Source organism: Lysinibacillus sphaericus, from assembly GCF_005217585.1.
Lineage (GTDB): Bacteria > Bacillota > Bacilli > Bacillales_A > Planococcaceae > Lysinibacillus > Lysinibacillus sphaericus.
Genome location: NZ_SZPT01000001.1, coordinates 1,039,909 through 1,054,745 on the forward strand (window position 1 = coordinate 1,039,909; position 14,837 = coordinate 1,054,745).

26 protein-coding genes are annotated in these 14,837 nt (G+C 35.1%); 20 read left to right on the forward strand and 6 right to left on the reverse strand.

What is annotated here, in order from left to right:
* Positions 1–27 precede the first annotated feature (27 nt).
* The 3 genes from FC748_RS05235 to FC748_RS05245 all read right to left on the reverse strand — a co-directional run bounded on the left by FC748_RS05235 (position 28) and on the right by FC748_RS05245 (position 2,119).
* Positions 28–1,182, reverse strand: coding sequence for a tyrosine-type recombinase/integrase (locus FC748_RS05235; RefSeq protein WP_108030208.1), 1,155 nt, complete (start codon positions 1,180–1,182; stop codon positions 28–30).
* 15 nt (positions 1,183–1,197) lie between these two features.
* Positions 1,198–1,554: a helix-turn-helix domain-containing protein gene (locus tag FC748_RS05240; RefSeq protein ID WP_108030209.1), complete on the reverse strand. Its 357-nt coding sequence runs from the start codon at positions 1,552–1,554 to the stop codon at positions 1,198–1,200.
* A gap of 94 nt (positions 1,555–1,648) precedes the next feature.
* Positions 1,649–2,119 (reverse strand): ImmA/IrrE family metallo-endopeptidase, encoded by a 471-nt coding sequence (locus FC748_RS05245; protein ID WP_108030210.1) that lies wholly within the window; start codon positions 2,117–2,119, stop codon positions 1,649–1,651.
* A gap of 189 nt (positions 2,120–2,308) precedes the next feature.
* Between FC748_RS05245 and FC748_RS05250 the strand changes: the two genes are divergently transcribed.
* From FC748_RS05250 to FC748_RS05260, 3 genes are read left to right on the forward strand one after another with little or no spacing between them, the layout of a single operon-like run.
* Positions 2,309–3,274: an ABC-three component system protein gene (locus tag FC748_RS05250; protein WP_108030211.1), complete on the forward strand. Its 966-nt coding sequence runs from the start codon at positions 2,309–2,311 to the stop codon at positions 3,272–3,274.
* Entirely contained in the window at positions 3,249–3,494 is a 246-nt protein-coding gene (locus FC748_RS05255) for an ABC-three component system middle component 6 (RefSeq protein ID WP_108030212.1), read from the forward strand. Before FC748_RS05250 ends, FC748_RS05255 begins: the two co-directional genes overlap by 26 nt.
* Complete coding sequence (locus tag FC748_RS05260; RefSeq protein WP_108030213.1) at positions 3,485–5,218, forward strand: DUF2326 domain-containing protein; 1,734 nt, start codon at positions 3,485–3,487, stop codon at positions 5,216–5,218. The genes FC748_RS05255 and FC748_RS05260 overlap by 10 nt, the downstream gene beginning before the upstream one ends.
* A gap of 39 nt (positions 5,219–5,257) precedes the next feature.
* Here FC748_RS05260 and FC748_RS05265 read toward each other — a convergent pair whose 3' ends face one another.
* Positions 5,258–5,614: a type II toxin-antitoxin system RelB family anti-toxin gene (locus FC748_RS05265; protein ID WP_108030214.1), complete on the reverse strand. Its 357-nt coding sequence runs from the start codon at positions 5,612–5,614 to the stop codon at positions 5,258–5,260.
* Positions 5,615–5,771: 157 nt separating this feature from the next.
* Here FC748_RS05265 and FC748_RS05270 point away from each other — a divergent pair, with 157 nt between their 5' ends.
* Positions 5,772–5,981: a helix-turn-helix domain-containing protein gene (locus tag FC748_RS05270; protein ID WP_108030215.1), complete on the forward strand. Its 210-nt coding sequence runs from the start codon at positions 5,772–5,774 to the stop codon at positions 5,979–5,981.
* Between the two features lie 305 nt (positions 5,982–6,286).
* Positions 6,287–6,526, forward strand: a complete 240-nt coding sequence (locus FC748_RS05275; RefSeq protein WP_108030217.1) for a hypothetical protein — start codon at positions 6,287–6,289, stop codon at positions 6,524–6,526.
* A 3-nt stretch (positions 6,527–6,529) separates the two neighbouring features.
* Here FC748_RS05275 and FC748_RS05280 read toward each other — a convergent pair whose 3' ends face one another.
* A complete protein-coding gene (locus tag FC748_RS05280) occupies positions 6,530–7,030 on the reverse strand; it encodes a hypothetical protein (protein ID WP_108030218.1) in 501 nt (166 codons plus the stop codon).
* 119 nt (positions 7,031–7,149) lie between these two features.
* Positions 7,150–7,476: a hypothetical protein gene (locus tag FC748_RS05285; RefSeq protein ID WP_108030219.1), complete on the reverse strand. Its 327-nt coding sequence runs from the start codon at positions 7,474–7,476 to the stop codon at positions 7,150–7,152.
* An 81-nt stretch (positions 7,477–7,557) separates the two neighbouring features.
* Between FC748_RS05285 and FC748_RS05290 the strand changes: the two genes are divergently transcribed.
* The 15 genes from FC748_RS05290 (at position 7,558) to FC748_RS05360 (ending at position 14,821) form a co-directional block, all read left to right on the forward strand.
* Positions 7,558–7,782: a helix-turn-helix domain-containing protein gene (locus FC748_RS05290; RefSeq protein ID WP_202974233.1), complete on the forward strand. Its 225-nt coding sequence runs from the start codon at positions 7,558–7,560 to the stop codon at positions 7,780–7,782.
* On the forward strand, positions 7,751–8,029 hold the full coding sequence (locus FC748_RS05295) for a helix-turn-helix transcriptional regulator (protein ID WP_153062812.1): 279 nt from the start codon (positions 7,751–7,753) through the stop codon (positions 8,027–8,029). Before FC748_RS05290 ends, FC748_RS05295 begins: the two co-directional genes overlap by 32 nt.
* A 20-nt stretch (positions 8,030–8,049) precedes the next feature.
* Positions 8,050–8,358, forward strand: coding sequence for a hypothetical protein (locus FC748_RS05300; protein WP_025219734.1), 309 nt, complete (start codon positions 8,050–8,052; stop codon positions 8,356–8,358).
* 75 nt (positions 8,359–8,433) lie between these two features.
* A complete protein-coding gene (locus FC748_RS05305) occupies positions 8,434–8,700 on the forward strand; it encodes a type II toxin-antitoxin system RelB family anti-toxin (RefSeq protein ID WP_108030222.1) in 267 nt (88 codons plus the stop codon).
* 26 nt (positions 8,701–8,726) lie between these two features.
* Positions 8,727–9,458 (forward strand): DUF2786 domain-containing protein, encoded by a 732-nt coding sequence (locus FC748_RS05310; RefSeq protein ID WP_167492633.1) that lies wholly within the window; start codon positions 8,727–8,729, stop codon positions 9,456–9,458.
* Positions 9,459–9,474: 16 nt separating this feature from the next.
* Positions 9,475–9,840: a hypothetical protein gene (locus FC748_RS05315; RefSeq protein ID WP_108030224.1), complete on the forward strand. Its 366-nt coding sequence runs from the start codon at positions 9,475–9,477 to the stop codon at positions 9,838–9,840.
* A 117-nt stretch (positions 9,841–9,957) separates the two neighbouring features.
* Complete coding sequence (locus FC748_RS05320; RefSeq protein ID WP_108030225.1) at positions 9,958–10,167, forward strand: hypothetical protein; 210 nt, start codon at positions 9,958–9,960, stop codon at positions 10,165–10,167.
* Between the two features lie 102 nt (positions 10,168–10,269).
* The gene (locus FC748_RS05325) at positions 10,270–10,920 is read left to right on the forward strand and encodes an ORF6N domain-containing protein (RefSeq protein ID WP_167492634.1); all 651 of its coding nucleotides are present in this window, start codon (positions 10,270–10,272) and stop codon (positions 10,918–10,920) included.
* Between the two features lie 76 nt (positions 10,921–10,996).
* Positions 10,997–11,722, forward strand: coding sequence for a conserved phage C-terminal domain-containing protein (locus FC748_RS05330; protein ID WP_108030227.1), 726 nt, complete (start codon positions 10,997–10,999; stop codon positions 11,720–11,722).
* The gene (locus tag FC748_RS05335) at positions 11,722–12,999 is read left to right on the forward strand and encodes a replicative DNA helicase (RefSeq protein ID WP_108030228.1); all 1,278 of its coding nucleotides are present in this window, start codon (positions 11,722–11,724) and stop codon (positions 12,997–12,999) included. The genes FC748_RS05330 and FC748_RS05335 overlap by 1 nt, the downstream gene beginning before the upstream one ends.
* On the forward strand, positions 12,996–13,490 hold the full coding sequence (locus FC748_RS05340; RefSeq protein ID WP_108030229.1) for a hypothetical protein: 495 nt from the start codon (positions 12,996–12,998) through the stop codon (positions 13,488–13,490). Before FC748_RS05335 ends, FC748_RS05340 begins: the two co-directional genes overlap by 4 nt.
* A complete protein-coding gene (locus FC748_RS05345; protein ID WP_137102289.1) occupies positions 13,483–13,602 on the forward strand; it encodes a BH0509 family protein in 120 nt (39 codons plus the stop codon). Before FC748_RS05340 ends, FC748_RS05345 begins: the two co-directional genes overlap by 8 nt.
* A 36-nt stretch (positions 13,603–13,638) precedes the next feature.
* Positions 13,639–13,857 carry a hypothetical protein gene (locus FC748_RS05350; protein WP_108030230.1) on the forward strand — a complete coding sequence of 73 codons (219 nt, stop codon included), beginning with the start codon at positions 13,639–13,641 and terminating at the stop codon, positions 13,855–13,857.
* Positions 13,858–13,948: 91 nt separating this feature from the next.
* Positions 13,949–14,146 (forward strand): XtrA/YqaO family protein, encoded by a 198-nt coding sequence (locus tag FC748_RS05355; protein WP_107896292.1) that lies wholly within the window; start codon positions 13,949–13,951, stop codon positions 14,144–14,146.
* 102 nt (positions 14,147–14,248) lie between these two features.
* Positions 14,249–14,821, forward strand: a complete 573-nt coding sequence (locus FC748_RS05360) for a hypothetical protein (protein WP_025219724.1) — start codon at positions 14,249–14,251, stop codon at positions 14,819–14,821.
* Positions 14,822–14,837: the final 16 nt, after the last annotated feature.

Here is a 14,837-nt window from a genome sequence, read left to right on the forward strand (position 1 = left end):
TTATTCTAATATAGAATCCCCTTTTCATTAGATAATTTCACCTAACAACTCCGTAAACTTATCATGCATCTTCTCAGTAGCAGCCACACGCATCCCTGAAGTAACATGCAAATAAATCTTAGTAGTAGTATCAGAATTCTTATGCCCAACACGATTCATAATAAAGTTTAAGTCCACACCAGCCTCTGCCAGTAGACTAATATGTGTATGGCGGAGGATGTAGGTGCGGAATTGTTTGTTGATGTCTGTGAGGGCGCCGATGCGTCGGACGGATTGGTTGAGCATTTTGACGGTAGGGGGGATGCCCTCCTTGTCACCGAATACAAAGTCGGACTTAGTCCACTCGCGATACTCGCGCCATAGGTAAAGCTGCTTTAATTTCTCCACTACAATATCATCAATATCGACGGAGCGGACGCTGCCTGCTGTTTTTGGGGGAGTGAGCTCGAAGTCACCCCTTATACTTTTCTTCGCATACACCGTTTTATTAATGTGTATGACCTTCTTCTCCAAATCGACATCCTCATACTTTAACGCAACGGCTTCGCCTGGTCGCATACCTGTAAAAGCGATTGCGTAGATCAGTGTGCGATATATGATATTACGGTGTTTGTCCACGTAGCTTAAAAATTCCTTTAGTTCATCTGTTTCTAAATAAAGCTTCGCTGTATCCTCACTGCTTGCTTCCTCTAACGTCATTTTCTTCTTCGGCACAAAAGTAGCCTCAACAGGGTTCATCTCAATCAAACCAGATTCCTTAGCATAGGCAAATAACATTTTGGCTGTATTATGAGTGCCACGCAGCGTATTATAGGCTGTTCCATTAGCAAATAAATGATTGAGCAAACCTTGTAATTCGATAGATGTGATTGTGGTTATTTTCCTTTTCGCCATGTATCGATTGAGTAGGGAGATACAGTAGGCACGATGCTCATTTGTCGTTTCCTTGTTGCCCTTCATACGGTAGAGCTTTAACCAATCTTGGCTAAATTCTTCAAACGTTATCTTCGCATCAAAGTAATATGCTTTGTTTAATTCGGCTATAACTTTTTCAACTCTTTCACGTGCTTCAGTCTTACTTTTACCACGACGTGTAATTTGACGGCGTTTGCCAGTGGCAGGATTACGTGGACCTTCACCAGTGCATCGCCAAGTTGTCTTATTAATTTGAACGAAATGCATTCGCTGTCACCACCTTTATGAAATTACTTCCCAAATTACTTTTAGTTTCTCGACATCTTTCTCATTACAGTGGGGAAGAGACTTGTACCATTGCTGTAATGAGGGATTGTGGGGAAACGGTTCTTTTAATGCTGGATTATAAGTAGGGTCATCGGACAAACCTGCAACCTCAATTAGGTTTATGTAATCATATTGATAGGCTGTGGCAATGCGTTGTAATGTTTCAGGTGTTGGTTTGATCGCATTGCCAGTACGACGATCCGTTCCTCTTTCAAGCATAGCCAAGTAAGAAAACGTAATATCCATACGTTTTGCTGCATCACGTAAAGATTCATCACCACGTAGTTCCTTTAATAACTCACCTAAACTCAAAATCGTTCACCTTCCTTAATTTTGAATGCCTAATTGTGTGGGGATCTATCTTTTTATGAATATAATAAAGCTTTATCCCATAGGCTATTCCAATTCAGAATATTTGCGTTTTTGTTATGTATTGTTCCAAGCGTTTTAAAGCAAAATGATATTCTACATTAAAAAGCTCTTGTAAATGGTGGACATTAAGTGCATTCGCTTCATTTTGCTTTAGTTCATCCAACATGAAAGTGGGAATACAAGCATGAAACATAAAATTATTTGCTTTATTCTCTTGGTACTCACGAAATTGAGCAGACATATGTTCTTGGTGCCCACTGTGTAAAAGTACATGTGCTAATTCATGGCAAAAATCTTGCCAACGTTGCTGATTGGTCAGATTTTCGTTGATAAAGATGTATGCTTGATTTCCTAAAAAGAGGGCTTGACTATTATCTGGCCAGTAATACACTTTAATTCCAAGATGAATAGCAATCGTTTGAAATTTCAGTTGCTGGGGTTCAAAAATACCAATACGGAAGTAAAGTTTCTTTATAAAATCTTCAGTATATGTTGCATATTGCATTCTATCACCTCTATAATAAGAATGTATGTTCCTATTATATATTAGCAATAAGAAATATAGAATATTAGGATTAAAATAATGAATAAATCAATTCAAAAAGTAATGTATTAATTCTCTTTATTAATATAAAATATCTTTAATGATAATTATTCCATTTTTGGTAATGGATTAATTTTTAGGAGGTATTTAATGAATAGAGATGAAAGACATATGGTTAGAATTATGTTTCAACTATTAATTTATAAGTCTGATGGTCAAGCATTTGAAGATTTATTCACTTCTATAATGAGGAAAGTAGATTCTGAGTTTGAAGCGATTAAACCATATGGAAGAATTGGCGATATGAAAAATGATGGTTTTAATAGAACTACTGGGGAATACTATCAAGTCTTTGGTCCTGAAGATTCAGAAAAAAACAAGACAATTTATGACGCAGTACAAAAAGTAAGAAAAGATTTCGAAGGTTTGGTTAAGAATTGGAACCATATTTGCTCACTAAAAATATTTAATTATGTATTTAATGATAAATATAAAGGTGCAAATCCGTTAATAACTCAGGAATTAATAAAATTAGAAAATGAAAACAAAGGTATTTTATGCAAATTATTCCCTGCGAAAAAATTAGAGGATTATTTTTGGAAACTCTCTGAATTTGAAATGACTGACATAGTAGGATATATTCCCTCAACTGAAATTGATTTGTTAGATTATGACATATTAAATGAGGTAATACAGTTTATTATGAAACATCCTGCTGAATTTAATTTAGACACCCAATTTAAAGTTCCTGATTTTGAAGAGAAAATTATATTCAATAATTTAAGTAAGAGTATTGAACATTACTTACATACTGGTAGTTATAGTGAAGGTGCATTAGACGAGTACTTTAATAATAATAGCGACTTTACAAGGAATGAATTGAAATTGAGGTTTAATGAGTTCTATCTAGAATCAAAGACAATAATTTCTGATCAAGAGGAAGACTACGCTGATAAAAGATTTATGTATATATTCGAAAAGGCGTGTCCGAGAAATGAAAAGGCAGTTAGAGATTCTACTTTAGTTTTAATGTCCCATTATTTTGAGACATGTGATATTTTTGAAGAACCTGTGAAAGAAGGGAAAATAATTGATATTGCCACAAAAACATATTAAACTCTCAGAATCCATTTTTGGTTTAGGGGGTTTTTTACTAAATTTACTTAATAGCCCAAAGGATATTGATAAATTATGGGCGGAATATGAAAATGGTGTAAAAAGAGGAAGTTTTAAAAAATTGCACACTTTTGATAATTTTATATTATCACTAGATTTTTTATTTATTATCGGTGCAATTAATATAAGTCAGGAGGGTAAATTGAAAAAATGCGATTAGTCAAATTATCTTCAAATATGAAAAGCTTCCATACAATAGAATTCAAAGAAGGTCTCAATTTAATAGTTGGTAGTCAGGCTAACCCCTCAGAAAAAGATAATAGAAAAACCTATAACGGAGTAGGAAAATCTTTAATTATTTATCTAATTCATTTTTGTTTAGGGTCAAATAAAATAGATGCTTTTGAGAAATCATTACCCAATTGGACATTTGAATTAACTTTTGAAATTGAAAATGAAATTTATGTAACATCTAGGAATACATCAAAGCAAAGTGAATTTTTTTTAAATGGTGTAAAAAAGACAATAACAAAATTTAGAGAAGAAATGCTTTCGAAAGTTTTCTATCTAGACGACGACTCAATACAATTTTTAGGTTTTAATAGTCTCTTCCCAAGATTTATTAGAAGGGACAGAGAATGTTATACTCAATACGATAATTTTGTTAATAAAGAACAAGAATATTCTAAATTATTGAACAATTCTTATTTATTAGGGCTTGATACTTCTTTAATAATAAATAAAGCAACTACTAGAAAAGAACAAAATAATATAGAGAAACTATCTAAAAATATAATGAATGATGATATTTTAAAAGAATATTTCCAATCAAATGTTAATGATGCTGATATAGAAATTTTAGATTTAAAGGAGGAAATTGAAAAACTAACGAAAAAAATTGACTCCTTTGAGGTGGCTGAAGATTTCCATGAAATTGAAGTAGAAGTTTCAGAATTGAGATTTTTAAAAAAAGAATTAGAAAATAAAAGAACACTTCTAAATAATAAAATGAAAAATATAGAAAAATCTATTGCTATGCCTGTAGATGAGTCGATAGATAAAGTCTTAGACTTTTATGAGAAGGCCAAAATAGAAATTCCAAATATTTTAGTAAAGCAAATAGAAGAAGCTGTATCATTTCATGAAAGTCTATTAGTGAACAGAAAAAATCGCTTATTCAAGGATTTGCAAAAATATAGGAAAGAGCTAATGGAGATAGAAAATGAAATTGGTAATGTAGGCAAGCATTTGGATACAAATCTAAGGTACTTAAAATCTCATGGAGCTTTAAATGAATATGATGCTCTTAGTAAAAAAATAAATGAATTATCAAGATCCTTACAAAAGTTAGAAGAATATCAAGGGTTAATGAAGCAATATAAGAAAAAAACAACTGACATAAAAGGTTCGTTGTCTGAACAAAATATTTTAACAAATGAATATTTAAATGGAATTGCTGACTTACAGGAGAAAATTATTACAACTTTTAGAGATTTATCTAAAGAGTTTTACGATAAACCTGGAGGAATAAAAATTGAGAATAATGAAGGAGAAAATTTATTAAGATATAAAATTAGTGCAAAAATACAAGATGACTCTTCAGATGGTGTAAATGAAGTGAAAATTTTTTGTTACGATATGACAATGTTAATGTTACAACTAAATCATAATATGAAATTTTTATTTCATGACAGTAGGCTATTTAGTAATATGGATCCGAGACAAAGATATACATTATTTAAACTAGTATATTCCATTGTAAATCAAAGGGATTTACAATATATAGCTAGTATTAATGAAGATACAATCGATTCGTTTAAAGATCTTATGTTAGAAGGGGAATATAATTCAATAATTGAAGATAACATTATTTTAACTTTAACAGATGATTCGGCTGAAAGTAAGCTTTTAGGTATCCAAATCGATATGGAATATAATAAATAAAAATTTAAAATAAGCTATACCTCATAATTGATGTATAGCTTATTTTTTTTCGTTTTTTATTATTTCCCAAATATTACGAAGTTTACGCACAGCTTCTTCATCTGATTCGGGAAGCTCTTTATAGAACACATTCAACTCTGGATCGTTTGCAAAAGCTTGAAAAGCAGCTTCATCTTTTTCTTGTGGTGTGAGGGCAGGAATGTTTGTACGACCTAGTAGGTAATCAGTGCTGACTTCAAAATAATCGGCAAGTCTTTGTAAAGTATCAGTATCAGGAGAACGGTTTCCACTTTCGTAACCTGATATTGAAACGTGAGTAACATTTATTTTTTCAGCTAATTGTTTTTGAGTTAATTTTTTTTCAATGCGTAAAGCTTTTAAACGAGTACTTAACATGCGCTCACTCCTTGATAACATTATAGTTTAACTAATCGTTAAACGGAATAGATTTGAATAAAGAAAATAGAATTTAACTAAAAGATAAAAAATGAATTGATTTTAACTCTTGGTTAAATTATTATATATTTAACACCATGTTAAATGAGGTGATGGAGTGAACTTAACTAAGTTAAAAGTATTACGTGAAAATAAGAATATCTCATACCGGTCAATGGCGAGTAAGTTGGATGTTTCATTTCAGTATTATTGGATGATTGAAAATGGAAAACGTGGACTTTCATATGAAATGGCAGTCAAAATAGCAGAGATTTTAGATACAACCCCAGACTATATTTTTTTAGATATTAATTTAACTAATAGTTAAATTAATAGAAAGAGGTGAAAAATTTGTGCTAGTTCATGATAAAACCAAGGAAAATGAATCATCTGAAAATGTAACTTCTACTGGAACAAAGTCTGAAGCAACATTATTGTTTCATGTAATTGAACAAGGTATGCAGTCTTTATTACTTAGAGACAAGTACCTTCGAATTCTCATAGCAATTCAAACAATGATACTCATATGTCTATTGTTTAAATGAACTTCCTAAAAGTAGTATTGATTCTTTTCTCGTTGTATATGCAGACATATGGTCGGATTAACTACTTATTTGAAAGGAGGTGAGAGAGATGCGTAAACAAACTTTCAAAGAGTACTTGTTACGAAAGTACCCACCAAATGTAAGGAGTTTGGAAGAGGCATATTCTTGTAACGTTTGGAACGATTGTACTTTAGAAGAGGCGATAGATATGTCTGATAAAGTGATTGAGCTTTTTAAAGGAGTAAACATGACGTACACAGATGCATACGCCATGCTTGGGTTCATTCGTATGGATTTAGACTATCGTTCGGAGCGGGTGAAGTTTTAGTATCTAGTTTTGATTAGGTACTTCAATTAATGAAATGACTTTAACTTTTTCACTATCTATGTTGATGAATGGCAGCTCCAATCTACCATCTAGTGACTTGGCATTTAATAGATACGGGTAGATTGGAGAGTCATCTGGTTGGATGTCAGTAAGCTGTATCAATTTAAATATGGTATTGAACAGCAAATCAAGCGTTGTGATTTTACTAAATGGATCGTTTTTATATTGGGAGGCTTCTTTGAAATAAGTATCTTGAATTTTCTTGAAAATCGCGGTAGCGTTATTACCCTCAGCGTCTAGACGAGTGTAATCAACATCACCGTCATCATCAATGAAGTTATGTACTACAACTCCATCTTTGATTTTTACAAAGTCACCATACCAGTAAGAACCTTCGAGCTCAATAACGATTTTTAACTCACTATCATTTGATGGAAGATAATTGTTATTTAAAGTTTTTTTCAAAATAAAATCAGCTGCTTGTAGTTGTTGAATTGTATACATGTTTACATCTCCTTTTGTTGTTATTTTTATTCTTCAATAGGAAGAGTTACAGATTTTTATTTAAACCTCCCAACGAGCAAATGAACTTTTGGAAGTAAAATTGTGAGACTATAAATAGTTTAAAAACCTAGTTGTTTCTTAGCAAATTCGTTCGCTGCTTGTTGGGACATCTCATTCCAATTATTAAATTTAGTCTTAGTGGCTACATGAGAATCTAACGCATGTTCTGAAATGGCTTTGAGGTCTTCTTGTGTTTCCACTAAGAAATTTCCATCTGATAAAAATTCATCGAAGGAATGAAAAATAGTATGTGCTTGCATGAACAAAGGATTGAAAAGTTCATCAAAAGAAACTGTGACACCTCTCTCAAGTTCTTTAGCTTTTCTTTCCATAGCTTTTAATTCTTTTTGAAGTTTATCAAAGCCTTTGGTTTTGTATTTAGCCATATATTTCACCTCTTTCCTTAATATTACCTATAAGATAACACAACATATTGTGCTAATCAAATTAATAGGAGTGTATATATTGTGTTTTATTTGAAAGCTATCAGAAAAACAAAAGGAATATCCCGTTATCAGTTAGCGAAACTATCAGGTGTGAAAGATTCTACTATCCAAATGATTGAAAATAGCGAGAATCCAAATCCTACATTCAAAATAATGTGCAAACTAGCAGATGCATTAGAAGTGAGTTTGGATGATTTAAGGGGAGGTGAGAAGTTTGGGATGGAGCATGACAAAACCGAAGCGTAAGAAGAAGCGCAAAAAGCCTTTACCTTCGGATGAATTTCGAAATGTAAAAGGAGTTAAGCGTGAGCGAATGATTGCTGAAAGGAAAGCGAGACTACTCACGCAAGCCCAGTTAGGAGAATTAGTTGGCTGTTCAACTGCAATGATAAGCGCTATTGAGAGTGGTCGAGTTAAACCAGGATTAGAGGTTTCATTGCAGTTGGAAGTTGTTCTTGAGACATCACTTTTTGAATTGTTTCCTGACCTATAAAACTGAGAGGAGGTGAGGGGATGTATAGCGAGGAGTTTAAAGCGGAGATAAAAGAGGAGTTTCGCAAGTTGCTTCGAGAGGAGCTGGAAAAGACATTTACACGAAAGCCATTAATTTGTGAGTTACCGATTTTATTGACTCGTAATCAGTTGATGGAGTTATTCAATATTAAAAGTACGAAAGCATCCGCGTTATTGAGGCGCGAAGATTTCCCGAAGTTTTATGAAGCTGGTCGAGTCTTAATTCCATCAAAAGCATTGTTGCAATGGATTGATGAGCATACCGAATGGGTTCAAACACATACCAAGTATTTTCAATCCGTTGGTTAATGTTTCATATGAAAATTTTAAAACACAACAACGTAATATTGTATTCCGGTTTGGAATGTGAAAGGTGGTGAGACGATGAAAATTGGCGCCATTTTGCAAGCCTGTCGTGAACGAGCAGGGTTGTCACAAGAAGAACTGGCATTTCGCATGAATCGATCGCAGTCCTGTATATCAAAATTCGAAAATAGCGTAAAGATTCCAGATGCCATCACCTTTATGGAATGGTTTAAGCAAACAAATACGCAAGAGGTCGCTGTCGCGTTTTTAATGGGGATGGACGGGCTAACGATTTTACAAACATTGCTACCGATGGTTGGTGGGTTTGTATGTTGGATTATTTGATTAACTTTGCAAGAGGAAGTGAAAAAATGACGAATCGAAATGAATCAATTATTGAAAAAATCAAAGGGTTGTTGGCACTTGCAAATGACAATCAAAATGATGAAGAATGCCAGACTGCCTTTATGATGGCTCAAAAGTTAATGATTAAATATGATATTTCTTCGTCGGAATTAGTAGAAAACTACAACAATAGAGCTATCTCAGAAAATCAGGCTACTGCTTATAAAACCCTTTATTGGTGGGAACGGCAATTAGCGAATATTATTACACGTAATTTTAGAGTTACTTGGTATTACAACAGTAAAATTATTAAAGGTGCAAGTAAGAAGAAAAGAGCAATTGTGTTTATGGGATTTGAAAGTGATGTTGCTCTAGCTAAAGAAATGTATGTACTAGCTTACGATGTTTTAAGTTTTTACGTTCAGAAATTCGTTTACGACTACTATGATGGTGCGCAATTACACAGAACAAAAAGGATGACTACTGAATTAAAAAACTCGTACACAAGAGGTTTTTTGAGGGGGATGGAAGAGAAATTTGACGAACAAGTAAAAGCCATGGAGCAAGAATACGGACTAATGGTACTACTCCCAACAGAAGTGAAACAAGAGTATGATAAAAGATTTGGTAGCAGAAAAGGTCTAACTTATAAAATTCCTCCTGTGGAAGAAATAGAAGTATATCAAAGGGGATTCCGTGATGGAAATCAAGTGGATTATACAAAATCTTCATTAGATAAAGATAAATCATTGTTATGAATGAGGTGACGATTGAATGGAAAAAATCAAAGCGTTTTTAGCTTATCAAGAGGCAACTAAATTCACATTGCATAGGGTGGCGAATGCCAATTTAGATATTTGTTATTCAAATTTTAAAATGATGGAATTGTTATCCATGTTAAAGGAAAAGCATGAAATGGCACAGAATGCAGGTGTTTTAGGGATAGATTTTTATGATGGGATCTGTAATGTGCAAGTGTCGTATGACGATTTTCAACGTTTAACGGAAGGTGTAAAGGACATTCGTATTGAGCCGTCTCTGTGTTCTGAGTCTTATTTTGAGTATTTAAATGCTGAAGTAGAGGGCATTCATTTAGTAGCTGTTCGTTCGATTGAAAAAGAAAAAATGCAAGCGCAATAGCACCTGCATAAAGGTTGAACTGTAGCTTTGGTCGGTCTCAGTTCAAAAAATTACTAAAAATCTTGTCCTTTTATTATGGACAAGAACTGGATAGAAGTCAATAAAGGAGGAACGGATATGAAAGAAGTTTTAGAGAAACTAAGTACATTTCTAGAGCAGGAAGAAGAGTTGTTACGGGATTATGCGGTCGATGTAGCGGAAGCTTTCGATAGTTGTTTGTATGTAAGCAATCAAAAGGATTACTTCGCACAAAAGGGTCGAGTTACTGCTATAAGAGATGCTATTGAATTAGTGGAAGATTTAGAGAATCAATTACAAATGGTGTGATTTATTTTAGGGTTCATCAATTGTCTAGTGAATTTGATGTTGCAACCTTGCATTCATAGGGTGGCGACAATTTGTCGCCACCCTTATGAAAGGAGAAGTGGCATGGATTTAACAGAGATTCAACATGCAGATAAAAAGGTGTTAACAACGGCTCAAATTGCTGAGGCGTACGAAGTGGACAGTAAGTCATTAATCCGTAATTTCCAACGAAACAAGGAGCATTATCAAGAAGGTACGCATTACTTTGCGCTTACAGGGGAAGCACTGAAACAATTTAAAGGTGGGCGACAAAATGACGCCACCCTCAAATTTGTATCATTGCTATACCTGTGGACCGAAGAAGGGGCGTTTTTATTAGCGAAGTCACTCAGTAGCGACAAGGCGTGGGAGGCATACCATCTGCTTGTTGCGCAGTATTACAAACTGACAACCGAATTGCAGCAAGTACAGCCCGTTGCATTGCCGTATGACGAGAAACGCTTATTAGCCTTGGAGCAACGTGTACAGGAAATTGAACAACAGCTACATGGAATCACACTACATACAGGCGAGCAAAAGCGTTTACGACAAGCGGTGACTGAACGTGTTAATCAATTATGCATGGTACAAGCGCGCCGTCCAGCCTTTTTCGCGTCCCTTTATCGTGAAATCAAACGCCGTTATCAAGTGGCGTCGTATCGAGATGTTCCACAGTGCAAGCTACAAGATGCTTTGCACTTTATTTCCACATGGAGAGGAGGGGCAGACACATGAAACACTAAAAGTCGGAGCGTACGATTTATTTCAAACTCATATTGCTAATTCAACCAAATAGGCGAGGTAGAAAATCATGACAATATTTCGTGTTCAAAAAAAGGAGAACTATGTTGTTTTAGACAAGGGATTTTTGAATGATGAGAATTTAAGTTGGCAGGCGAAAGGAATGCTTGCTTACATGCTGTCGTTGCCTAATGATTGGCGTTTTACTATTCAAGACTTAACAAAATGCAGTAAAAATGGGCGTGATGCTACTAACAACATTGTCAAAGAGTTGACTGCTGCTGGGTACATCCAAAGGGAACAAAAAAGAAGTGAAGACGGTAAATTTGGTAAAACAGAGTTACTAGTTTTTGAAACGCCTGATACATTACCGTTTACTGAAAAGTCGTTACCGGATAATTCGAATACGGAAAACCCGACACTACTAAATAATAAATTACTAAATAATAAAATAAATAAATATAATGTCGAGCAACTCGACATTGTGCATGAAATTATTGCTCACTTAAACAAAACATCTCAGAAAAACTTTAAAGCCACAACAGCTGCTACCAAGCGACTCATACATGCCCGACTGAAGGATGGCTATACATTGGAGCACTTCAAATGCGTGATTGACACGAAGGCTAAACAGTGGCTGCACAATCCGGATATGAATAAATACTTGCGTCCTGATACGTTGTTCAACGCTACGAAATTCGAAAGCTACTTGAACGAAAAACAGAGCGTACCAACAAACCAAACTCATTTGCCTGAATCACTCGATTTAGATTTTAGCAAGGGGGAAGATCTGTAATGATATACCAAAACATTAGCATCGAGTTAGCAGAAAAAAGTTTACTGGGAACGATGCTCCATGAAAATTATTTGATTGCAGATAGCAACTTAGAGGCAGCCCATTTTATTTCGCAAGTGCATCAAAATATTTTTACGAGCATGTTACAGCTTGTCAGTGAACGTAAAGCCGTTGACTATATCACATTGCTGACAACAAGAGAGCCGATTGAACTTGGTGGGGCAAATTATTTAGCGGAGATTGGCAGCTTTGCGAGTGCAACGAAATTTGAGGAATACGAAACCATTGTACTTGAGAATTGGCGAGAGCGATCCAAGCGTCAAATGATGGAGCAAGCGCAGCAAGAAGATTGCGGCATAGCAGAAATTCAACAGGCACTGGACAAGCTCATGACGCAATATACGACTACCAATACGAGCATTAAAGCCGACTTAATGCAAATGGCGAAGCGACCATTTGAGCAAGAAAACAGTAAAACAGGGGTGCTTACAGGGCTACTTGATTTGGATAAGCTGCTAAACGGTTTTCAAGATGCTGAGCTCACAATAATTGCAGCTAGACCCTCGATGGGGAAAACGGACACGATGAACCATATCGCACTAAAAGCGGGATGGGATGGCTATTTACCAATCATCTTCTCACTGGAAATGAGTCGCACTACGCTTATTGATCGGCTCATTGCAGCAACAGGCAATTTTAATCGCTTAAAGATGCGCAATCCCTATGAGTATTTTACAGACGGCCAAAAAGAAAAGTGGATGACAACGCTCGGCATGCTTGATAATGCCAATATCGAAATTGATGATCGAGCCGGGATGACTGTCCCACAAATACGAGCTACTGCTAGAAAAATTATTAAGGCCAACCCTGATAAAAAGCCCGTCATCTTAATCGATTACTTACAAATCATTCGAGTGAGCAACCCGCGCGATAATCAAACACAAGCAATTGGCCAAATCTCATGGGATTTAAAGCAAATGGCAAAAGAGTTTAATTGCCCTGTTATTTGCCTAGCTCAACTCAATCGCAGTGTCGAACAACGTCAGGACAAACGCCCTGTAATGAGTGATTTACGAGATTCAGGCAATATTGAACAAGACGCTGATGTTATCGCATTTTTATATCGCGATGATTACTACGCCAAAGAATCCGAACGCCAAAATATGTTGGAATTTATTATTGCTAAGCACCGTAATGGACCGACTGGAACGGTATTCGCTAGCTATGTAAAAGACACAGGTCGACTGTCGAACATAGCCTGGAGTGTTGCCAGATGAGCGACCTTATCACAGTGAAGGAGATTTTGGAATATGCAACAGAGTTTGAATTGAGTTGGTTTGCTCATCAAGTCTATTGGGCTGTGTCAACAAAACAAATTCAGTTGGAGGATGATTCAAATAAATTGCTAGAGGTGGTATATGATGACGCTGCTGTACGTGAAATGACAAATCGAAATGTCCTCGGCATTGGCCGCATTAAGCTATACGTCGTCAAAAGCTTCGCGCAATATGCCTTTTACTTTGCTAGTGATCCACTGGAAGTCAACATGCTGCATCAAGCGTTATTTGGTGAAGTGGCAGGAGCCATTACGGAAGCCCATCGATTATTAACAAAGGTGATGTATTTTGCCGATTTCGACATACAAACCTCACTGCTAGAATACCGAAAAACGATCGTGCAATTTCCAGCCTACCTTGGTCATGCAGCTGCAGGACAATATAACTTGTATCGCCTAGATTTGCGTAAAGGAGGGAGAAGGATTGTCTAAGCAAGAACGTGAAGAGGTCATTGCGATTATCATGCTACGCAAAAACTACGCAGAGGAAATGCTACGTAATATGTCAGATGAAGAGCTAGTGAAGATGTTGGATGAATTATAAAAGTGATTTTAGCTTGAAGAAATGAGAGGGATGAAAATGGATAATGTGAATATTTATGAAATCATTGGCGTTTCGATGGACCCTATTTATCAGGCGCTGAATCAGCTTAATGATGAAGAAGAAATCTTTATCGGCAAACATACCATTCGTAAATCGGCTAAATTTTATGAGATTGAAAATGATCGTATACATGAATGTTTTAAAGAAAAAGAACGTTGCTATCAAGTGTTAAGCAATTTAGTCATGACCAATTAAAAAAAGCTATGGCGGTAACCATAGCTTCGTCATAACAAAGGCTTCTCCCTTGCTACCAGTAATATCATTATAGCATAAGGGGGAAGCATTTATGCGATTAAAACCACTAGTCATTTCGAACGACGGCATCCTACAAATCGACATCATGGAACTCCCCGAAAACTGCGTCATCGTCCTCTCTGACGGCATCGCAAAATTCACCGAGCTCCCTGCACACGCTAAGACAAAGATCGTTACTTACCAAGGCAAGGTGAGACGTGTTGAGTTTGATGAGGGGGAGGAGTTTTGATAAAGAATTATCATATCAGAGATAGAATACTAGTGATCTTGGGTTACAATGATACAATTAATTAAAAGGGATTGTTGTATCGAAAGGTAGGTAATCAAGGAAGTGAATAATTTTAGACCCTCTCCAGCTGAAATTGAGTTTTTAAATCTTGCCTATAATAAATTTTATGATATTTATGAGGAAATGTTTGAAGAGGAGTTTTGGGAAAAGGATAATTATTACCGTTTTTTTAGAATAAAAATTGCTTTTGAAATCTATGCAGAAATATTGAATTACGAGCCTATAAAATTCGTTATAGAATCTGTCAAAGATAAACGTCCTTCAATGGAAGGAGAAATAGCAAGTGAATTATTTAAATGTATTAGAAATATAATTGCCCATTTTCCATTTTATGATACTTGGAATGAAGTTTGGATTAGTAAGACTATTGTTAATTGGTATAAAAGTGGACAAATGATTGATAAGTTTATGCAAAAATATACTGGAAGAGGCGAGATAAAATATCGATTTTGGGAGGAAAATAAAAAAGAAATGACGTATGTTAATATCACTTTTCCTAATGAATATAATGAAGACTCTAAAATATATCTTAGAAATATTTTGCCTGAAAAAGATGGAATTAAATTCTCTCTGATTCTTATGAGGAGAATAATAGATACTCAAATAATTGACTAAATAATAGTAATAAAAA